Annotated in this window: 20 protein-coding genes and 1 pseudogene; 7 read left to right on the forward strand and 14 right to left on the reverse strand. The window is 73.1% G+C overall.

What is annotated here, in order from left to right; genetic code table 11:
* Window positions 1-91 precede the first annotated feature (91 nt).
* The 14 genes from AB0L21_RS10170 to AB0L21_RS10235 form a co-directional block, all read right to left on the reverse strand.
* A complete protein-coding gene (locus AB0L21_RS10170; protein ID WP_365783283.1) occupies window positions 92-223 on the reverse strand; it encodes a hypothetical protein in 132 nt (43 codons plus the stop codon).
* 85 nt (window positions 224-308) lie between these two features.
* A complete protein-coding gene (locus tag AB0L21_RS10175; RefSeq protein ID WP_365783285.1) occupies window positions 309-1,373 on the reverse strand; it encodes a sugar kinase in 1,065 nt (354 codons plus the stop codon).
* On the reverse strand, window positions 1,370-2,290 hold the full coding sequence (locus AB0L21_RS10180) for an SMP-30/gluconolactonase/LRE family protein (RefSeq protein ID WP_365783287.1): 921 nt from the start codon (window positions 2,288-2,290) through the stop codon (window positions 1,370-1,372). The genes AB0L21_RS10175 and AB0L21_RS10180 overlap by 4 nt, the downstream gene beginning before the upstream one ends.
* Window positions 2,287-2,919 (reverse strand): bifunctional 4-hydroxy-2-oxoglutarate aldolase/2-dehydro-3-deoxy-phosphogluconate aldolase, encoded by a 633-nt coding sequence (locus tag AB0L21_RS10185; RefSeq protein ID WP_365783289.1) that lies wholly within the window; start codon window positions 2,917-2,919, stop codon window positions 2,287-2,289. The genes AB0L21_RS10180 and AB0L21_RS10185 overlap by 4 nt, the downstream gene beginning before the upstream one ends.
* A gap of 23 nt (window positions 2,920-2,942) precedes the next feature.
* Window positions 2,943-3,797, reverse strand: a complete 855-nt coding sequence (locus AB0L21_RS10190; RefSeq protein ID WP_365701935.1) for a hypothetical protein — start codon at window positions 3,795-3,797, stop codon at window positions 2,943-2,945.
* 5 nt (window positions 3,798-3,802) lie between these two features.
* Window positions 3,803-4,948, reverse strand: coding sequence for a galactonate dehydratase (gene dgoD, locus AB0L21_RS10195; RefSeq protein WP_365783291.1), 1,146 nt, complete (start codon window positions 4,946-4,948; stop codon window positions 3,803-3,805).
* On the reverse strand, window positions 4,945-5,682 hold the full coding sequence (locus AB0L21_RS10200) for a FadR/GntR family transcriptional regulator (protein ID WP_365701939.1): 738 nt from the start codon (window positions 5,680-5,682) through the stop codon (window positions 4,945-4,947). Before AB0L21_RS10200 ends, dgoD begins: the two co-directional genes overlap by 4 nt.
* A 109-nt stretch (window positions 5,683-5,791) precedes the next feature.
* Window positions 5,792-6,562 (reverse strand): glucose 1-dehydrogenase, encoded by a 771-nt coding sequence (locus AB0L21_RS10205; RefSeq protein WP_365783293.1) that lies wholly within the window; start codon window positions 6,560-6,562, stop codon window positions 5,792-5,794.
* 48 nt (window positions 6,563-6,610) lie between these two features.
* Window positions 6,611-8,704: an alpha-galactosidase gene (locus tag AB0L21_RS10210; protein WP_365783295.1), complete on the reverse strand. Its 2,094-nt coding sequence runs from the start codon at window positions 8,702-8,704 to the stop codon at window positions 6,611-6,613.
* Window positions 8,701-9,564, reverse strand: coding sequence for a carbohydrate ABC transporter permease (locus AB0L21_RS10215; RefSeq protein WP_365783296.1), 864 nt, complete (start codon window positions 9,562-9,564; stop codon window positions 8,701-8,703). Before AB0L21_RS10215 ends, AB0L21_RS10210 begins: the two co-directional genes overlap by 4 nt.
* The gene (locus AB0L21_RS10220) at window positions 9,564-10,499 is read right to left on the reverse strand and encodes a sugar ABC transporter permease (RefSeq protein ID WP_365783297.1); all 936 of its coding nucleotides are present in this window, start codon (window positions 10,497-10,499) and stop codon (window positions 9,564-9,566) included. Before AB0L21_RS10220 ends, AB0L21_RS10215 begins: the two co-directional genes overlap by 1 nt.
* A 1-nt stretch (window position 10,500) precedes the next feature.
* Window positions 10,501-11,790 carry an extracellular solute-binding protein gene (locus AB0L21_RS10225; RefSeq protein WP_365783299.1) on the reverse strand — a complete coding sequence of 430 codons (1,290 nt, stop codon included), beginning with the start codon at window positions 11,788-11,790 and terminating at the stop codon, window positions 10,501-10,503.
* Between the two features lie 114 nt (window positions 11,791-11,904).
* Complete coding sequence (locus AB0L21_RS10230; protein ID WP_365783301.1) at window positions 11,905-14,049, reverse strand: glycoside hydrolase family 27 protein; 2,145 nt, start codon at window positions 14,047-14,049, stop codon at window positions 11,905-11,907.
* A 199-nt stretch (window positions 14,050-14,248) separates the two neighbouring features.
* Window positions 14,249-15,175 (reverse strand): GNAT family N-acetyltransferase, encoded by a 927-nt coding sequence (locus tag AB0L21_RS10235; RefSeq protein ID WP_365701953.1) that lies wholly within the window; start codon window positions 15,173-15,175, stop codon window positions 14,249-14,251.
* 78 nt (window positions 15,176-15,253) lie between these two features.
* Here AB0L21_RS10235 and AB0L21_RS10240 point away from each other — a divergent pair, with 78 nt between their 5' ends.
* From AB0L21_RS10240 to AB0L21_RS10270, 7 genes and pseudogenes are all read left to right on the forward strand, one after another.
* Window positions 15,254-15,505: a hypothetical protein gene (locus tag AB0L21_RS10240; RefSeq protein WP_365783303.1), complete on the forward strand. Its 252-nt coding sequence runs from the start codon at window positions 15,254-15,256 to the stop codon at window positions 15,503-15,505.
* Between the two features lie 226 nt (window positions 15,506-15,731).
* Window positions 15,732-16,349 carry a hypothetical protein gene (locus AB0L21_RS10245; RefSeq protein ID WP_365701955.1) on the forward strand — a complete coding sequence of 206 codons (618 nt, stop codon included), beginning with the start codon at window positions 15,732-15,734 and terminating at the stop codon, window positions 16,347-16,349.
* Between the two features lie 188 nt (window positions 16,350-16,537).
* Window positions 16,538-16,894: a PRC-barrel domain-containing protein gene (locus AB0L21_RS10250; RefSeq protein WP_365701957.1), complete on the forward strand. Its 357-nt coding sequence runs from the start codon at window positions 16,538-16,540 to the stop codon at window positions 16,892-16,894.
* A 26-nt stretch (window positions 16,895-16,920) separates the two neighbouring features.
* Window positions 16,921-17,094: a hypothetical protein gene (locus AB0L21_RS10255; RefSeq protein ID WP_365701958.1), complete on the forward strand. Its 174-nt coding sequence runs from the start codon at window positions 16,921-16,923 to the stop codon at window positions 17,092-17,094.
* Between the two features lie 13 nt (window positions 17,095-17,107).
* Window positions 17,108-17,239 (forward strand): annotated as a pseudogene (locus AB0L21_RS10260) (alpha/beta hydrolase); the annotation flags it as partial.
* 205 nt (window positions 17,240-17,444) lie between these two features.
* Window positions 17,445-18,599, forward strand: coding sequence for a polysaccharide pyruvyl transferase family protein (locus tag AB0L21_RS10265; RefSeq protein WP_365783305.1), 1,155 nt, complete (start codon window positions 17,445-17,447; stop codon window positions 18,597-18,599).
* A gap of 47 nt (window positions 18,600-18,646) precedes the next feature.
* Window positions 18,647-20,044, forward strand: a complete 1,398-nt coding sequence (locus tag AB0L21_RS10270; RefSeq protein WP_365702000.1) for an FAD-dependent oxidoreductase — start codon at window positions 18,647-18,649, stop codon at window positions 20,042-20,044.
* Window positions 20,045-20,117: the final 73 nt, after the last annotated feature.

Raw genomic sequence — 20,117 nt, forward strand, 5'->3', positions numbered from 1 at the left:
TATACCCGGATTCTGCGGCCGGACGGCATGGCCTGCACCTCGCGTCGGGCCTCGCTGCCTGCCCGTACCCTCGTCGGCGGACAGCTGGTGATCACCGGGCGCTGCTGCTGTGCGGAGCCGGGGTGGCGCAGTGGGTGACGCTGGTCGCCGGGCCCGCGGTGTACGAGGGGTACTTGCGGACCGTGGGCGAGCCGGTGGAGGCGGTCGTCGTGGACGGACCCACACCGCGAGCACGGCGCCGACATGATGTGCACGGTCCGCGAACGGGGCGGTGAGCGGCGCACGTTCGAGGTCTCCCGGCGCGCCGGTCAGGGGTCGGTTCCGTCCGGCGCGTACGCCGTGCTCGGAGGCGTTCGCTCCCGCATCCGGCCGAGCGCCTCCCACTGCGGGTCCGGCAAGGTGAGGAGCCGTTCGACGTGGGCCGGGGCGGGCAGTGGGCCGTGGTCTCCCGTCACCCGCAGCGCCGACACCGCCGTGATGTGTCCCAGTCTGAGCGCCTGCGTCGTCGTGAGGCTCCTCAGCAGGCCCGCGAGGAAGCCCGCGGCGAAGGCGTCGCCGGCGCCCACGGGTTCGACCACTGTCGTCCGCAGCGCCGGCACGGTGCGGACGCCGTGGCCGGTGACGGCGGTGGCGGCGCGGGCGCCGTCCTTGACCACGAGGATGCGGGGACGCGGGAGCAGGTGCCGTACGTCGGTGACCGTCAGGTCCTCGCCCCACAGGCCCTGCGCCTCGTCGAGGCCGACGAAGACGATGTCCGCGCGGTCGGCCAGCCGGCGCAGCACGGTGGCCGCGGTGCCGTCGGGCCACAGGGCGGGGCGGTGGTTGACGTCGAAGCTGACCGCGTGGGAGCGCGCGTCCACCGGCGTGGTCAGGGCCTTCGTGACCAGTTCCCGGCAGGAGGGCGACAGGGCCGGGGTGATGCCGGTGAAGTGCAGCAGCGCCGCCGAGCGCACGGGCTCCTCGTCCAGCAGGTCCGGGCCGAGTGCGGAAGCCGCCGAACCGGCTCTGTAGTAGTGCACGCGCGTACCGGTGGCGGAGCCTGGGCTCTTCACGAGGAGACCCGTGGGGTGGTGGGTGTCGGTGCGGACGTGGGAGACGTCGACTCCCGCGGCGGACACCGTGGCGCGGACCCGCCTGCCCAAAGGGTCGTCCCCCAGCGCCGAGAGCCAGGAGACCGGGACGCCGTGGTCGGCCAGGTACATGGCCACGTTCGACTCCGCGCCCGCCACCGACAGGCTCAACTGTCCGGCCCGCTCCAGTGGTTCCGGCGGATCGGGCACCAGGGCCGCCATCGTCTCGCCGACGCACACCACGCGCCCGGCGGCGGGGCGCCACGGCTGTCCCGTCAGGGATTCCGTCCCGGCCCCGGTCATGCGGGTCCCCGCCCGGACGCTTCGCCCCGGGCCACCGCCGGCGTCGTCGGGACGGCGGAGGCAGTCGGTCGATAAGGCGCGGCGGGGCTGCCCGGCACGTCGACGCGGACGCTGAACACGGCGCCGTCGTACGGCCCGGGCGGGTTCAGGCCGAGCCGAGCGGTGGTGATGTGCAGGACGTCGCCTTCCAGGCACACGCCGGCCGGCCGGCTGGCGGGCAGCCGCAGGGTGCGGTCCAGCGTGCCGTCGGGAAGGTGACGGCGTACCGTTCCGCTGCCCCAGACGGCGATCCACACGGCGCCTTCCGCGTCGATCGCCATCCCGTCGGGGCTGCCGTCGTCCACGGTGACGAAGACCTCGGGGGTGCCGAGCCGGGCGGTCCGGGGGTCGACCGGATAACGGCGGACGACGCCTCTGGCGCTGTCGGCCAGGTACATCGAGCGCCCGTCCGGGGTGAACACCGGGCCGTTGGGCACCGTGATGCCGTCCAGGACGCGCTCGACCGTGCCGTCGTGGTCGACACGGTAGAGCGCACCGGCGTCCTCGTCGGCGTCGTAGCTCATGCTGCCCGCCCAGAACCGGCCCGAGGGGTCGGCCACGGCGTCGTTCATGCGCATGCGCGGTACGGAGCCGTCCTCGGGGCGGGCCGGCCAGCTGATGGCGCCGTCGGGGTGCACGAGGCAGATGCCGGTTCCCGCGGCCCCGATCCAGGTGCCCGGGTGACCGGCCACGGGGGCCACGGCCCCGAGCGGAACAGGGAGTCGCGCGAGGGTCCGCAGCGGGGCCGTGGGATCGTCGGGGGCCGTGAGGAGGCGGCCGGCGAGGAGGTCCACGAGGACGATCCCGGTGCCGGTCCAGCGGATGCCCTCACCGAGTTCGAGGCGGTCGGGTCGGGTGGGGCGGGGCTCTGCGGTCACGGCGCCACCTCTCGTACGACGGTGCGGAAGGCGCGGGCGCGGGTCCTGAGCGCGTCGACGCTGCCGCCGTCGGCGGCGTCGCCGACGAGCGGGGAACCGACGCCGACCGCCGCCGCCCCCGCGGCGAGGCAGGCCCGGGCGACGGCCTCGTCGACCCCGCCCACGGGGACGAACGCGGCGTCGGGGAACGGGCCGCGCAGGGCCTTCAGGTACGCCGCTCCCCCGGCCTGGGCGATGGGGAAGATCTTCAGCGCCGCCGCGCCCATGCCCCGGGCGGCGATCACGTCGGTCGGGGTGAACACACCGGCGAGCACCGGCAGACCCAGGTGGTGTGCGGCGGGTACGGCTTCGCCGAGGCCGGGCGTGACCACGAACGTCGCTCCCGCGCGGTGGGCGGCGCGCGCGTCCTCGGCGGTGAGGACGGTGCCCGCGCCCAACGGACGGTCGGGGCCGAGGAGTTCCCGGGCCCGCGCGATGACGGTCAGGGCGTCCGTGCCGGTGAGCGACACCTCTATGAGGTCGATGCCCTCCTCGGCGAGGGTCAGTACGGTGCGCAGCGCGGCGTCGGCGTCGCGTCCACGGACGACGGCCAGCAGACGGTGGGCCGCGAGGGCGGCGGGCAGATCCACGAACCGGTCTCCTTGCTGGGGGTTCAGGGGCAGCGGCAGGCGGTGGTGAGCGTCAGCCGCCAGTGCGCCTCTCCCGTGGCGGGCACCTCGGCGGCGTCCCCGGGGCCGGCGTCGGCGAGGTCGAAGACGCGGCCGAGCATCGGCTCGACGCCCGTGCTGCGGTAGGGGTTCGCCTCGGGGAAGCCGCCGAGGTTGCGCCACAGGGCGATCGACACGGGTTGCTCGATTCCGTACCGCCCGCCCACCGGCCGGGCGGCCACGGTGTCTGCGGCCACCTGCAAGCAGAAGGACAGCCGGTCGCGGCCGTCGTGCACGCAGCACAGGTGTGTGTTCACGACGGCGCCCACCGCTGTGCCGTCGTCGGGGCCGAGCCGGTCGAGGGCCAGTCCGCGCGGGGCGGGCCAGGAACCCGCGAGCCAGCAGGCGCCGTCGGGCCACGGCTCTGTCAGCAGGGGGGCTGCTTCGGGGAACAGGCGGGTGGTGGCGCCGGCGGTCATGTGCAGGGTGGCGTGGGGCGAGAGGTCGAGCAGGGCGTGGGCCGCCCACAGGAAGCGGAAGCCGGGTTCGGCGGTCAGCGTGTAGTCGGCCTCGGCTCCGTCGGGCGTGGCGCGGAGGGTGCGGGTCAGGGTGAAGGCGTCGCAGTGCACCCGCGCGGTGTCGCCGTCGCGGGTCCAGGGGCGGGACCAGGCGTCGCCGTGGTCGGGGCGGCCACGGACGGTGGGCACGCACTCTTCGAGTCCGCCCGCGTCGACGAACGGGTCACCGGGGACGGCCGTGTCCCGTTCCGGTGCGGGGCGGTGCCAGAGCCATTCGCGGCCGTCCGCGCGCAGCGAGGTCCAACGGCCGCCGTGGGCGGGGTCGGTGACGACGTCGAGCACGGGCGTCACCATTCCGCGAACGAGCCGTCGGGATGCCGCCACACGGGGTTGCGCCAGGCGTGCCCGCTCCGGTCCGCCGCGCGTACGGCCGCTTCGTCCAGGGTGATGCCGAGGCCGGGGGCGTCGTTGCGACGGGCGTGGCCGTCGACGAACCGGAACGGCTCGGGGTCGGCGAGGTAGGAGAGGAGGTCGGCGTCCTTGTTGTAGTGGATGCCCCGGCTCTGCTCCTGGATCAGGAAGTTCGGGGTGGCGAAGGCGATCTGGAGGCTGGCCGCGAGGGCGATGGGGCCGAGGGGGCAGTGCGGGGCCAGCTGGGCGCCGAAGGTGTCGGCGAGTGCGGCGATCCGGTGCACCTCGGAGATGCCGCCCGCGTGGGACAGGTCGGGCTGGGCGACGGCGATCCCGGCGGTGAGGGCGGGCAGGAACTCGCCGCGGGAGTACAGGCGTTCACCGGTGGCCAGCGGCACCGGGCCGGCGCTGACCAGGCCGGGCAGCAGGTGGTGGTGCTCGGGGAGGACCGGCTCCTCCACGAACAGCGGGTGGAGCGGGGCCAGTTCGGCGAGGGCCCGGCGGGCGCTGGCGGCGGTGAAGCGGCCGTGGAAGTCGACGGCGACGTCCCGGTCGGGGCCGAGCACCTCGCGGGCCGCCGCCACCCGGGCGACGACGGCCGCCGTCTCGGCCGGGGTGGTGATCGGCGACGTGGCCCCGGCGGCGTTCATCTTCACCGCCGTGAAGCCGGCCTCCACCTGGGCCGCCACCTGGTCGGTCAGCTCGGCGGGCTCGTCGCCGCCGACCCAGGCGTAGACCCGGACGCGTTCGCGCACGGGCCCGCCGAGGAGGGCGTGCACGGGGGCGCCGTAGGTCTTGCCGGCGATGTCCCACAGGGCCTGGTCGAGGCCGGCGACGGCGCTGGAGAGCACGGGGCCGCCGCGGTAGAAGCTGCCCTTGGTGAGCACCTGCCAGTGGTCCTGGATGCGCAGCGGGTCCTGTCCGAGAAGCTGTTCGGCGAGGACGTCGACGGCGGCGCGGACCACTTCGGCGCGCCCCTCCACGACGGGTTCGCCCCAGCCGACCACGCCGTCGTCGGTCTCGATCCGGCAGAACAGCCAGCGCGGTGGTACCAGGAACGTCTCGATGCGGGTGATCTTCACTTGCCGCCGGTGCCTTTCGTGTCGTCGGGGCCGTCGATCCGGTCCAGGTCGCGTCCGGCCTGTTCGAGGAGGGCGTGCATGGCGGCCTCGGCGGCCCGCGGGTCCTGGTCGCGTACGGCGTCCAGGACGGCGCGGTGGGCGGGCACCGGGTCCTCGCTGTGCGGGGAGCTGTGGACCAGGCGGTCGCGGTGGGCGAGGCCGGACTCGATGACCATCTCCATGCGTTCCAGCAGTTCGTTGTGGGTGGCGGCGAGCAGGGCGCGGTGGAAGGCGAGGTCGGCCTCGACGGCGTGGGCGGGGTCGGTGCCGTGCTCCCCCATCGCCGCGAGGGCGGCGTCCAGGGCCGCGAGGTCGTCGCCGGTACGGCGTTCGGCGGCGAGGCGGACGGCGGCCGGCTCGATGATGGCCCGTACCTCGGCGAGGTTGCGCAGCAGCGCCCGGTCGGCCTCGTCGGCGCCGCCGCCCTGGAACTGCCAGCGCAGGACGTCGGCGTCGAGGAGGTTCCAGTCGGCGCGCGCTCGGACGAAGGTGCCCCGTTTCTGGCGGGCGTCGACCATGCCCTTGGCGGCCAGTACCTTCAGGGACTCGCGCAGGGCGGTGAGGCTGACGTCCAGTTCGCTCTGCAACGCCACCAGGTCGAGCGTGGCCCCCTCGGGGATCTCGCCGCCCAGGATGCGGCGGGCCAGCGCCTCCACCGTCTGGCCGTGCACGCCGCGGCGGGCGTAGGGCGTCATGTCGTACAGCCTTTCTCTTCGGATGCGCGCGTGTCGGGCGGGTTCGTATGCGCACGTGTCGGACGAGTATGGACCGGGTGCGTACGGTCGGGTGTGCGGGCGGCCGTGGTCATGCGGACGCCTTGGTGACGCTCCAGCCCCCGTCGACGACGAGGTGCGCGCCGGTGACGAAGGAGGCCTCGTCGGCGCTGAGGAAGGCGATGGCCGCGGCGACCTCCTCGGGGGTGCCGAAGCGGCCGGCCGCGGTCGCTGCGACGCTCAGCTCGCGTTCCTCGGTCGGCACCCTGTCCCAGGCCGCGGTCAGCACCGGTCCCGGCAGGACGGCGTTGACGCGCACCTCGGGCCCGTACTCGACGGCGAGTTGGCCGCACAGGGAGAGCAGCGCGCCCTTGGAGGCGGCGTAGGCGGGATGGCCGGGGATGCCGGCGTGGGCGTGGACGGACGAGGTGAGCACGACCGCTCCCCGGCGGGAGCGCAGGTCGGGCAGGACCGCCCGGAAGCCGAGGAAGGCTGCGGTGACGTTGACGGACATCTGTCGCTGCCAGGAGGCGAGGGACATCTCGTGGGCCGGCGTGACGTCGACGGTGTAGGCGTTGCTGACCAGCACGTCGACGGGCCCGTAGGCGTGTGCGGCGGAGACGATCCGCTGCCAGTCCTGCTCCGCCGAGACGTCGGCGGGCACGAAGCGGGCCCGGCCGCCGTCCTTGGTGATGCGTGCGGCCACGGCCTCGCCGGGTTCCTCGGCGATGTCGGCGAGGACCACGGCGGCGCCCTCGTGGGCGAGGCGTCGGGCGGTGGCGGCCCCGATGCCGGAGGCGGCTCCGGTGATCACGGCCGTGCGGCCGGTGAAGCGGGCGCCGTGCCGTCGTGCGGGATCCATGCGGCGGGGCTCCTTCTCGTCTGGGTGGCTTGTCGCATGCGGTGCGGGCTATTGCCGTGTCAGTACCACCAGGTCGGCGTCGTGGTCGGCCGTCCACGCCCAGGGCAGCCCGTAGTGCAGCAGATGGGCGCCGCTGTACGCGGTCGCGGTGGCGGCGTCCCGGTAGGCCGCCGCGGGGTCCAGGCCGCGCAGCCGCAGCCGGGCGGGGCGGCCCGGCACGAGGGGGGCGCCGTCGAGCGGGCCGGTGCTGAAGGCGGCGACGACGGTACGGCGGCCGTCGGGGGCGTCGTACTGCACCCCGCAGGTGGCGTCCCCGGGAGAGCCGAGCAGGCGGGCCTCGCCGTGGTGGACGACGTCCCGCACCTCCTTGTACCGGGTGATCCACCCGGCTGCCTCGGCGCGCTGTGCGGGTGTCCAGGCCCGCAGGTCGGCGCCGATGCCGAGGACGCCGCACATGGCGGTGACGAACCGGAAGGCGAGGCTGCGCGGGCGGGGGTCGAAGACGCCGGGGGCGTCGGTGACCCAGGAGCTCATCACGTGCGGGGCGTGGGCGTGCAGGAAGCCGTACTGGATGCGGAGCCGGTCCAGGGGTGCGGTGTTGTCGCTGGGCCAGACGACGTCGGTGCGCGCGAGGGTCGCGTGGTCGATCCGGCCGCCGCCGCCCGCGCAGCCCTCGATGGTGACGTGGGGGTGCGCGGTGCGCAGGTGGTCCAGGACGCGGAGATAGCCGTGGACGTGCTCGGCGTCGAGGTCCAGCCGGTCCGCGGGGCCGGCGCCCGGACGGCCGCGCTCGGTCGGCGGGCGGTTCATGTCCCACTTCAGGTAGCCGATGGCGTGGCCGGTCAGCAGCCGGTCCAGGGTGGCGAGGACGAAGTCCTGCACGTCGGTGCGGCCGAGGTCGAGCAGGAGCTGGTTGCGGACGCGGCGGGCCGGGCGGCCGTCGATCCGGTAGACCCATTCCGGGTGTTCGGCGTGCAGGCGGCTGCCGGGGCTGACGGCCTCGGGTTCGATCCACAGTCCGAAGTCCAGCCCGAGGGCGCGGACGTCGTCGACGAACCGGTCGAAGCCGTGCGGGAAGGCCGCCGGGTCGGGGTACCAGTCGCCCAGTCCCCCGGTGTCGTCGGCCCGGCCGGTGAACCAGCCGTCGTCCACCACGAACAGCTCGGCGCCGAGGTCCGCCGCCGCTTTGGCCAGCTCCAGCTGGCTCTCGGCGTCGACGTCGAAGCCGGTTGCCTCCCAGGAGTTGTACAGGACCTTGCGGGGGCGGTGCAGGCGCTCGCCGGCGAGGCGGCGCTCGTAGCGGTGCCAGACGCGGGAGAGCCCGTCGAGTCCGTCCGGGCTGAAGGCGCAGGCGAGGCGGGGGGTGGTCAGGGTGTCGCCGGGTGCCAGGCGCACCGCGCCCTCGTGCGGTACGCGTCCGGCGCGGACGCGTACGGCGCCGCCGGGCTCGGCCTGTGCGGTGATGTGCCAGTTGCCGGGCCATTCCAGCGCGATGCCGTAGGCGGGGGCGTCGTGGGGTGCCGTCGCGTCCTGGACGGCGAGCCAGGGGGCGTACGCGTGGCCGGGCACGCCCTGGGTGCTGCCCATCGTGAACGTGCCCCGGGACAGGTCGAGTCGGGTGTGCTGGAACTCCTGGGACCACTGGCCGGTCAGGTACGTCAGCCGGGCGGCGGCGGTGACCGGGATGTTCACGGCGGCGGAGTCCAGCCGCTCCAGCCGCAGTTCCTCCTCGCCCGTGCAGGTCAGTTCGGTCCAGCGGTGCAGGACGTCGGTGCCCGGCACGGTGGCGTAGCACAGGGTGGTGCGCAGGCCGAGGAGGTCGTCGGTGAAGGTGAGCCGGAGCGTGCCGGGCTCCTCGCGGGCGTCCTCGAACCTCCACCACACGCCGCGTTCGGAGCCGGGCCGGGCGGCGATGAGGTCGGCGCCGGTGAACGGGCGCAGTCCGTGCGGCACGTACTCCGCGGGTGCGGCGTCCGCCGGGGTGATGAAGTGGGTGCGATGGGACCGGTCCAGCGCCGACGGCCCGTCCTCCACGCCGTGCGGTCCCCACGCGTGGAGTTCCGCCCAGGGACCGTCCGGGGAGAGCCGGACGGTGTAGCTGGTGTGCTCGGTGCGCAGCGTCCAGCGCTGGTGCGGGGTCACTTCACTGCTCCGAGGTTGAGGCCGGCCACGAAGTGGCGCTGGAAGCGGAGGAAGACGGCCACGGTGGGTGCGGCGGCGATGACGGATCCGGCGGCGATCACGTTCCACATGGACACGTACTGGCCCTGCAGGCCGATGAGCGCCGCGGTGATCGGCATCCTGCTGTCGCTGCGCAGCACGGTGATCGCCCACAGCAGGTCGTTGAAGATCCAGGTGAAGGACAGCGCGCTGAGCGCGGCGAGCGCGGGCCGGGTGAGCGGGAGGATGACGCGCCAGAAGATCTGCCAGGGGCCGGCGCCGTCGACGACGGCGGCCTGCTGGATCTCGGCGGGGATCGCGCGCATGAAGCCGTGCAGGACGAACACGTAGAAGCCGACGCCGAAGCCGATCTGTACGCCGATCAGGGCGGGCAGGGTGTCGTAGATGCCCATCATCTCGCTGAGCCTGGACACCGGGATGAGGAGGATCTGCGGGGGCAGCAGGTTGCCGCCGAGCATGAGCAGCAGCAGGAAGCGGCGGAAGGGCATCTCGTAGCGGCTGAGGGCGAACGCCGCCATGGCGGCCAGGGCGAGGGTCACCGCTACGCAGGGGACGGTGACGATCAGGCTGTTGATCAGGGCGCGTTGCTGGCCGCCGTCGACCCAGGCCTGCCGGAAGTCGTCCAGGGTGAAGGAGCGGGGCCAGCTGCCCAGGCCGTGCGCGGCGATGTCGTTGAAGGACCGCAGGCTGGTGACCACGACCAGCAGGATGGGCAGCAGCCACAGGACGGCCAGGGCTCCGGCGCCGAGGTGGAAGCCGGCGGTGGCGGCCCGCCGGCGGCGCAGCGCACGGACGGACGTGTGCGTGTGGGCGGCGGACATCAGTCGGCCTCCCGGAAGGCCCGGACCAGGTAGGAGGCGATGACCCCGAAGGCCAGCAGGAAGATGACGACGGCCAGTGCGGAGCCGTATCCGAGGCGCAGGGACTGGAAGGCGGTGGAGTACATGTAGGTGCTCAGCAGCTCGGAGGAGTGGTAGGGGCCGCCGCGGGTCAGCGACCAGACCACGTCGAAGGAGCGGAGCGAGTCGATGACGATGACGGACAGCACGACGGCGTTGACGCCGCGCAGCTGAGGCAGCGTCACATGGCGGAAGCGCTGCCGGCGGCCGGCGCCGTCGACCTTGGCCGCCTCGTACAGGGCCGGGTCGATGCCCTTCAGGCCGGCGAGGTAGAGGACCATCACGTAGCCGATCTGCCGCCACAGGGCGGGCACGATCACCGCGTACAGGGCGGTGTCCTGGTCGGCGAGCCAGGCGTGCCGCAGGCTGTCCAGGCCGACGGACTGAAGGAGGCGGTTGAGCACGCCGTCGGGCTGGTAGATGGCCTGCCAGACCAGGGCGGTGGCCACGAGGGAGAAGACGACGGGCAGGAACAGGGCCGCGCGGTAGAAACCGACGCCCCGGCGCTCCTGCTGGAGCAGCAGGGCGGCGGCCAGGCCCAGTACGGCGGACAGGCCGCCGAAGAGGACCAGCCACAGGACGGTGTGGCCGGCCGCGCTGCGGAAGACGTCGTCGCCCGCCATCTCACGGAAGTTGCCGAGGCCGACGAACTTCGGCGCGGAGACGCCGTCCCAGCTCGTCAGGGCGAGGTAGAAGCCTTGCAGCGCGGGCCAGAAGACCCAGACGGCCTCGGCGAGCAGGGGGACGAGGACGAAGGCGAGGACCAGCGGGGGTGTGCGGCGGGGGCCCCGGGCCCGGCGGCCCCGGGGCGGCGCCGGGGCCGGGGACTCGTGGTGCGGGGCGGTCAGGACGGCCATGTCAGGCGTTCCAGATCTTCTCGGCGTCGCGCTGCCAGTCCCTGAGGATGCCGCCGACGTCCTTCGGCCTGGCGATGAACTTCGTGAGCGCGGTGTCGGCGGTGGGCTGGAGGGCGTCGCTGGAGTCGCGGTTGAAGAACTGGGTCAGCTCGGCGGCCTGCTCGATGTGCTCGCGGCCCTTCTTCACCAGCGCCGTGCCCGCGTCCTTCGCGTCGGGGTGGCAGGGCAGGACGGTTCCGGACGAGCCCTTGATGTAGATCTCCTGCGCCTCGGCGGTGGCGAGGTACTTCATCAGGTCGAAGACCTGGTCGCGGCGTCCGGTGCGGGCGCTGGCGAAGTAGCCGTCGGTCGGGGCCTCTTCGGCGAGGGGGACCTTGGGGTCGATGACGGGGAAGCGGAAGAAGTCGATGTCGTCGAGGGCGTTCCTGGGAGCCGCGTCGGCGAAGAAGGTGCCGATGAGCATCATGCCGGTGCGGCCGTTGAGCAGGGCGGTGGTGGCGTCCTGGAAGGCCAGGGCGGTGCCGTCGGGGTCGAAGTACGGCAGCACCTCCTGCCAGCGGTCGAAGACCTCGCGCACCTCGGGGTCGTCGAAGCGGTGCTTGCCCGCGAGGAGTTGGCGGTGGTAGGCGGCGCCGTTGACGCGGATGTCGAGGTAGTCGAACCAGGCCGAGGCGACCCAGGGGGTGTTGCCGCCGGCGCCGAGCCCGATCGGCGCCACGCCCTTGGACTTGAGCTTGTCGCACAGGTCGAGGAACTCGTCCCAGGAGGTGGGCGCGCTCACGCCCCACTTGGCGAAGTTCGACTTCCGGTAGAACATGCCCCACCAGTAGTAGGTGGTGGGGACGAAGACCTTCTTGCCGGAGCTCGCGGTGCACAGGCTGTTCAGCGCTTTCGAGTACCGCTTGAGGTCGGGCGACGTGTTCCAGACGTCGTCGAGGTCGAGGAGCAGGTTCTTCCTGGCGTAGGTGTCCGCCACGGAGCCGGGGTACCAGGTGTACACGTCCGGCGGGTTGGCCGAGGTGAGGTAGGTCGGCAGCTGGGTGCGGAAGGTCTCCGCGGCCACGGTGTTCAGGCCGGCGCGGCCCTCGCCCTTCTTGGCGTAGGCGGCGACGAGGTCCTCCATCGCGGCCTTGGCCTGCGGCGCGGACAGGTTGGACTGGAGGGTCACGGGGCCCTTGGAGGAGGACTTGGCGGAGGAGGTGGAGGTGACGCAGCCGCTGAGCAGCGCGCTCGCTCCGGCGGCTCCGAGTCCGGCGAGGAAGCGCCGGCGGCCGGGCAGGTGGTTCGTCATGGAGGCTCCCTGTGGGTCCGCGCGGCGGGGCCGGCCCCTGTGGACGGCCGGGCCCCGTTCGCGGCGGATCCAGAGTCGCGTGGCGGTCCCGCCACGTCAATATTAATTACTAATTTATTTGAACTGGGTTCTGTGGACGTAGCCGTCCACACCGCGGAACACCGCGTCGACCGAGCCGTCCGGTCCGGCGACCGCACCGAGCGAGCCGTCGAAGGCCGCGCTGGGGAACTCCTGGCGCTTGGTCCAGCCCCGCCACGCGCCGCCGTCGTACCGCTGCTGCCACAGCGTGTAGTCACCCGCCCGCGCGTACAGCACCACGGCGTCCCCCACGGCGACGAGCGTCGGGCTGCCGCTCACCGTGCCGCCGAGCGAACTCCACGCCGACCACTGTCCCGACCGGTCCCGCGAACTGGTCCATACGTCGTCCGCGGCGGTGCGCACGGCGACATGGACGCGCCCGTCGGCGTCGACGACCGCGGACGGCCTGCCGTACACCGGCCGGCCACCGGGCACACCGAGCGACGACCAGCCGGACGAGGGGCCGCGCTGCACGACGCTCCCGTCGCCGCCGAGCGCGACGAGGGTCCAGTGCCCGGGATCGGTGAACGCCACGGTCGGCGCGTCGGTCAGCCGCCCGCCCAGGTCCTGCCAGTCGCCCCAGCGCCCGCCGGAGAAGACCCTGCGGTAGGCGCGGTCGTCGGTTCCGCGGACGAAGACGTCGATACGGCCGCCGGCGGAGGCGTAGGCGGCGGGCTGGCCGAGGATCCGTCCGCCGGCCGGGCCCGCGAGGTCCCTGGTCCGCGCCGGGCGCGTGCCGTCCGCCGTGTGCTGGACGAGTGTTCCGCCCGGTCCGCGGAAGAAGGTGGCCAGCGTGTCGCCGTCGCGCACCACGGCCGGGCTCGCCGAGGCCTTCCGCCCGAGGTTCGTACCGGGCAGCGCGTCCTGCCCGGTGAGCCGGAGGAAGGCGGTGCCGTGGGCGGGGACCTCGACGGTGTACGACCCGGTGTGCGTACCACGGTCGGCGCGTGCCCGCAGGTCGCGCACCGCGACGGACCCGCCGAGGGCGACGTCGGCGAAGTGCACGGTGCGCTCGGCCGGCCGGTCGGAGCGGTTGAGCAGGACGACCGCGCGCTCGCCGCGTCCGGCCAGGACCTTGCTGTAGACGTCGCCGACGGAGTCCGTGGCGACCCGGACCCCCTGGATGCCGAGCGGGTCCTGGTCGACGGCGATGATCTCCGGGTTGCGGAGCGTCTCGGTCATCGACGGCGTCAGGGTGCGCGGATCGGAACCGAGGACGAGCGGCGAGGCCATCTCGGCCCACATCACGAACTGGGTGGTGGACTCCTCCTGCGTCAGCTCCAGGGAGCCGTCGGCCATGCGGCGCATGGGGATGAGGTAGTCCGGGTCGTTGTAGTGGCCGGGTCCCTGGGCCTCCGGGTGCCAGGCGTTGGCGTCCATGTTGCGCAGGATGTTGGGCCACTCCCCCGGACTGGGGGTGCCCCAGGCGATGTCGGTGCCGGTGCGCCAGGAGTCCGCGATCGTCGGGGCGTAGGCGAAGGTGTTGTGCGCGTCCTGCTCGGGTGTGTGCGGCAGGCCCCAGTCGTCGGTGAGCGGATTGCACAGGTTCAGCAGCATCTTCCGGCCCGACTCGGCGACGGCGTCGCTGAACTCCTTGAACGCGGGCCCCGGATCGATCTTCTCACCGATGCCGCACAGGAAGTCGACCTTGATCGCGTCGATCTTCCAGGCGGCGAACTGCCGTGCGTCCTCGGCGTAGTGGCCCCGGCTGCCGAGCCCGCAGCTCTTGCCGCCGTCGTAGGTACCGGCGTCCGTGTAGATGCCGGCACGCAGGCCGCGCTGATGCAGGTAGGAGACGAGGGCCGGGATGCCGGACGGGAAGCGGTCCGGGTTGGCCACCAACCGGCCTTGGGTGTCACGGGGGTTGTCGGCCTGCCAGCCGCCGTCGAGCCAGACGATGTCGTAGCCGCTGTCGCGCAGACCGCTGCCGACCAGCGTGTCGGCGACCGCGCGCACCTCCTTCTCGGTGGGGGCGCCGAGCCCGTAGTACGTGTTCCAGCCCATGTAGGGCGTGGGGGCGAGACCGCTGTCGTAGAAGTCGGGCGCCCCCTGGTCCACCGCGGGGTCCGCCGTGGCCGGGGGGATCGCGGCCGTGGTGAGGACGACCGTGATCGCGGCGGCGAGGGCAAGCTTGGTGGACCGGTGGCGTGGGGGGCTGTACCTGGGCGGCTGGGAAGTCACGTGCCTCTCCCGGTGGTTGGGAAGCGGGAAGGTGTGGGCCGGGCGCGTCCCCGCGGGAGGCCGGCGTCACGGCGAAGACTGTGGACCGTGGCCGAAACCCTGTCAATATTAATTACTAATTTAGGAGCAGCGAGGGCGAATACAGGCTCTGACCCTCGCCCATGACCGGGGCCGAGGGTCGGAGCCGGGCGGAAACGCGTCAGGCCGCGCCGTGGGGACGGCCGAGGGGAAGGTCGATGGACCGCCATTCCTCCACGACGTGGTACCCGGCGCTCGTGTACAGGTTCATGGCCACCTCGTTGCCGCCCCACACGGTGAACATCAGCACCGAGTCACCGGCCGCGAGCGCGACCTGCTCGCCGGCCGCCATCGCGGCCCGCCCGTACCCCTTGCCGCGATGCCGCTCCTGGACGTGGAGCGAGTAGCCGTACGTCGCCCCCGGCAGATGCCCGTGCTTCAACCATCCGGTGCCGATCCGCTCGCCCGCCGCTTCGAGCACCAGGATCGAATGGTCGGGCGTCTCCAGACCCTGGGGCAGCAGCTTCCCGAAGTCCCGGTCGGCCTTGCGTGCGGCCTCCTCCGGGCTCATGCCTCCCGCCCGGACGATGTCGGCGACGTACGCGGCCTTCTCGGAGGCACGCCACTCGGGGTATTCGGCCGGGGTCATCCGCCGCGCGGTGACGCCGTCGAGAGGTTCGGGCGCCGAGCTGACGCGCCGCGCCCTGAGCTGGCCGCGCACACCGTAACCGTCGAACACGTCACCGGCGGGCTCGGTGAGCCCCACACCCAGCCGGCGCGCGCCGCGCCGCGCGCACCACGCCTCGGCCCAGTCCCGGGCGGCCTGTTCATACCCTCGCCCGGTGTGGGGCGTGTCGACGTGGAGGTCGCGGATACTGCCCGCGAGGACGCCGTTGTCGTCGGCCACGTCCACGGCGACGTATCCCACCCGGGTCCCGTCGTCCGTGATCGCGGCGACGGTCCAGTCGCCGATGCGGGCGCGTATGTCCTCCACCATGCGCTCGACCGCGGCCACGCTGAACCCGGCCACCGTGTAGGGGGCGTGCAGCCGCTGCTCGAAGTCCTTCTGCCATGCGCCGCGGTCATCAAGGATGCTGAGTTCTGTCACATGATCACCTTAGGAGTTGTCCCGCGACCGCCGGGTGTGGGCGGAGCCCGGAGAGCGGCGGCGGGGAGACTGGGCGTCATGACGGAAAGGCATGGCGTTCCCGTGGGCGGCACCGGCAGCGGGCCGCTGCCGGCGCGTGCCCTGGCGCGGGAGTCCGCGCGTGCGCCGCGGCTGGTGGCTGCCGGACAGTGGCGTCCCGCCCCGGCGGACGCCGAGGCGGCGGTGGCCGTCCTGGGCCGTCTCACCGCCGCGCTGCCGGTCCGGCGGGCCGCGGCGGCGCGGACACGGGGCCACGGACCGGGACCGGCGGCTCCAGCGCATCCTGCGTGACGATCGCCGCGAACTCCGCGACCAGGGGCCTGGCCCGGCTCAGCACGGCCGGCCCCAGCGGCGGGAGGGAAGCGGACGTAACCACCGTCCGGTGACGTCTGTGACCGTTCTGTGTCACACGGGGGCACAACGAACCGCCCGCGGGACGGGTCGTACTCCACATGACGGCCGGCAAGGAACCCGTCCTGACCGGCATCCAGCGCATCACACCGCACAGGGGGACACCATGACGATCCGGACGCGGGGCATCCGCAGCGCTCTGACGGCCCTGGCCACCGGCACCGCCCTCGCGTTGGCGGCGGTCCCGGCGACGGCTGCCGCCGGCACCGCCGGCGCACCCGCCTTCCTCGACCCGGCGGAGCTGCCTCCCCACCCGTCGTCGCCCTGGTACGCCGGCCCGGTCACCTCCGGCCAGCCGGACCCGCTGCCGGTCTGCGTCGGCGAGGCGCTGCCGTCGGTCTCCGTGCACCGCGCCTACTGGACGGACCTCGACACCAACGCCCTGCAGGTCACCGTCGTGGAGCGCGACGCGCAGCGCGCCGCCGACTTCGCCGCCCTGCTGCGCAAGGACCTCTCGGGCTGCGCGCGGAAGCTTCAGTCGCAGTCCCCGGACATCACGGCGGCGAAGAAGTACTACGGCAAGGTCAAGGTGGCGGAGGGCGCGCACGTCTACGGCATCCACACCACCGCGTCCTGGGGCGCCTCCGACATCGCCCTGTTCTCGGTCGGCCGCGACGGCAGGACCGTGACGGTCGTGAAGTGGTCCCAGATGGGCACGTTCCGCGACGCCCCGGTCAAGGCCTTCAAGACGACCACCCGAACGGCGGTCGACAAGCTCTCCTGAATCCCGGTGGTACGCCACTTGCCCGGCGGGTCGGCCGACCCGCCGGGGAACCGCTTCGACATCACGTGCCTACAGTGGAGTGAAGCCTCCACCCCGCCGGCCGCGCATCCGGTACGCCGTCCGGGGCCTTCGGTGCCGGACGCCACATCACCGGCCTGATGGTGGGTACTCCCGCAGAGGAGGTTCTGATGTTCGAGGCATCCGATATCCGTGAGTGGCGTGGTCACGACGTGGTCGACCCCAAGGGGCACAAGATCGGTGTCATGGAGTCGGTCTATGTGGACACGGCCACCGACCAACCCTTCTTCGTCACGGTGACCGTGGGCCTGCCCACCCGTCGCCGTCTGGTGTTCGTGCCGCTCCCCGGTGCGACGGTCGGTCCCGGCTACCTGAAGGTCACCCACACCAGGGACCAGGTCAAGAAGGCTCCGGCGATCGACACCGACGGCGAACTGCCCGTCGCCGAGGAGCCGAGCGTCTTCGCCCACTACGAGCTGACCTATACACCGGGTGCCGGCGGCGAGCGGCGCCTGGCCCGCCGTTGACGCACCGAAGACCGCCGGGAGACCCGATGAGTGTGTTCCTGTTCCTGATCCTCGTGGCCGTCGTCCTGGGCATCATCGGATTCGTCGCCCATGGCCTGCTCTATCTCCTGATCATCGGCGCCGTCGTGCTCGTCCTCGACCTCGTCTACGGGGCGGTGCGCTTCCGCCGGGGAGGCCGGAGGCACCGCCTCGTCCGCTGACCGGACGCGGCGCCTGGCCGAGGGTGCCTGGCTCGGGAAGTGGGCCGGGGACGCGGTCGTTCCGGAGCTGCGCGGGGCCGGCCACGAGGTGCGGCCCCTGTCCGGACCGGCCGGGAGGCGGGGGGTACCGGCGCGGCAGCGGACCCAACCGACCGACCAGCGGATCGCCCGGATCATGGCCGGCTCGACGCCGCAGCCCGGAGCCACGCCGACCGGGGAACGGTGACGGCCGGTGGGGCACTGAGCGCCGAAACGCGCGGTCGCGCGTTCCCCGCGGATGACGGCAAGCTGGTACAGACATGCCCATAAGGGTCGTACGGCAGGGAGCGGTCGTGGATGGTGCGCAGAGCATGACCGTAGGCGTGCTGGGTTCCTACGGCGGCCGGAACGTGGGCGACGAGGCGATCCTCACCGCCCTCCTGGACCGTGTCCGGGCAGGCCGGCCGGCCACTCGCTTCGTGGTCTTCTCCCGCAATCCCCAGCACACCCGCAGAGTCCATCCGGATGTCGAGGTCGTCGGGTGGGAAGGCGTCTGCCGGGAGGGCATCTCCGCGCATCTGCGCCGGCTGGACGTCCTGGTGCTCGGTGGCGGCGGGATCCTCTACGACACCGAGGCGCGACGCTATCTGCGGACCGCCCGCACCGCCCAGGAACTGGGCGTGCCCGTCTTCACCTATGCCGTGGGGGCGGGGCCGCTCACCGACGAGTCGGACTGCGCCTGGGTCCGTACGGTGCTCTCGGGCGCGGTCGAGGTGACGGTGCGCGACGAGGAGTCGAAGCTCGTACTGGAAGAGGCCGGGCTCGACCGGCCCGTCCTGGTCACCGCCGATCCGGCGCTGCTGCTGGAACCCGGCGGCCGAGGTGCGGCGCTGCTGCGGGCGGAGGCCGTACCGCGCGGCGTGCGACTGGTGGGCATGAGCGTGCGGGAACCCGGGCGAGCGGCGGAGCACCTGGACGAGGAGGGCTACCACCAGCTCCTCGCCAGTGTGGGTGACTTCCTGGTCCACCGACTGGACGCTCATGTCGTCTTCGTCTCCATGGAACGCGGCGACATCCGGCATGCCCACGCGGTGGTGTCGCGGATGGCGGAGGCGGACCGCTGCACGGTGCTGCACGGCGATCACGGGCCGCAGCAGGTCCTCGACATCGTCAAACACCTCGATCTGGCCGTCGGCATGCGGCTGCACTTCCTCATCTTCGCCGCGCTGGCCGGGATCCCCCTGCTGCCCCTGCCCTACGCGGGCAAGGTCTTCGACTTCGCCCAGCAGATCGGCGCGCCGGCCCTGCGCGGTGTGGTCCGGGAGACGGCGGGGCTGCTGCTGGCGGAGGTGGACCGCCTGTGGGACGAGCGGCGCGCCCGGGTGGCGGACATGGCCGTGCGTACGGCGGCGATGCGGCTGCGGGCGGCCCAGACGCCCGAGCGGCTCCTCGCCTATCTGGACAGTGCCGCCGCGCACGACGTCGTACACGGCGGCATGCCCGTGGCGGCCTCCACCGCGGGCTGAGGCCGACGGCCACCGGTTCTCCGAGGGAGTGAGACGTGTCCTACCTGATGCCGCCCCGCGTTCCCCGGACGGTGGAGCTTCCGCCGCGCAAGGCTCTGCACGCGGGGTCGACGCAGGTGCTGGTGATCGGCGGCGGGCCGGCCGGCATCGGCGCGGCTCTCGGTGCGGCCAACGCGGGCGCCGAGGTGGTCCTCGTCGAGCGCTACGGGTTCCTCGGCGGCAATGCCACCGCGGCGCTGGTGATGCCCCTGATGAGTTTCCACAACGAGGTCAAGCAGGCCGTGCCCGGCGACCCCACGCGTCTGCTGCCGCCCGACCACGGCGAGGGCGAGCCGGTCGTCGGCGGGGTGCTGTGGGTGCTGCTCGACCACCTCGTGCGCGCGGGAGCGGCGATCCGGCCCTCACTGGAGACCGGCTACACCGTGCCCTTCGATCCCGAACTGTTCAAACTGGTGGTGTACGAGCTGCTGGAGGTGCACGAGGTCCGTACGCTCCTGCACGCGTTCGCCTCCGACGTCCTCAGCCTGCCGGACCGGGCGCGCGCGGTGTTCGAGACGAAGTCGGGGCCCCTCGTCATGGACGCGGACGTCATCGTCGACTGCACCGGGGACGGCGACATCGCCGCGGCGGCGGGGGCCGGGTACGAGATCGGCCGGCCGGAAGACGGCTGGACGCAGCCCATGTCGCTGATGTTCCGCATGGCCCGCTTCGACCACGACGACTTCACCGCCTACACCCGCGCCCACCCGGACCAGTGGCGGGGCGTGCACGGGCTGTGGGACCTGGTCCGTGCCGCCACGGACGCCGGGGAGCTGGACCTGCCCCGCGAGGACGTGCTCTTCTTCGCCACTCCCAACCCCGGTGAGGTGGCGGTGAACTCGACCCGGATCACCGAAGTGCTCGGCACCAGCGTGTGGGACCTGACCCGGGCGGAGTTCACGGCTCACCGGCAGATGGCGCAGATCGCCCGTTTCCTGCGCGAGCGGGTGCCGGGCTTCGCGGACTCCTACGTCGTACAGAGCGGCGTCCACGTCGGTGTCCGGGAGACGCGCCGGATCGTGGGCGAGTACCAGCTGACGGGCGACGACGTGCTCACGGCCCGCACCTTCCAGGACGCGATCGCCCGCGGTGCCTACCCGGTGGACATCCACAACCCGAGCGGTCGCGGCACCACACTGAAACGACTGCCGCGCGGGGAGTCGTACGACATCCCGCTGCGCTGCCTCTTCCCCCGGGGTGTGGAGCGGGTCCTGGTCGCGGGCCGCTGCATCTCCGGGGATCACGTGGCCCACTCCTCCTACCGCGTCATGCCGATCTCCATGGCCACCGGGCAGGCGGCGGGCGTCTGCGCGGCCCTGGCGGCGACCCAGGGCCGGCAGCCGCGGGATGTCCCGGTGAGCGCGGTCCAGCGGGAGCTGCGCGCCCAGGGCGCCAGTCTGCGCTGAGCCGCCCGCCGTTCACCCGGACGGCTCAATCTCGGCGCCGGATCGGGGCCCGGGCGCATGACCGGGTGACCGC

Origin of the sequence: Streptomyces sp. NPDC052721 (genome assembly GCF_040678315.1) — a bacterium.
Taxonomy (GTDB): Bacteria; Actinomycetota; Actinomycetes; order Streptomycetales; family Streptomycetaceae; genus Streptomyces.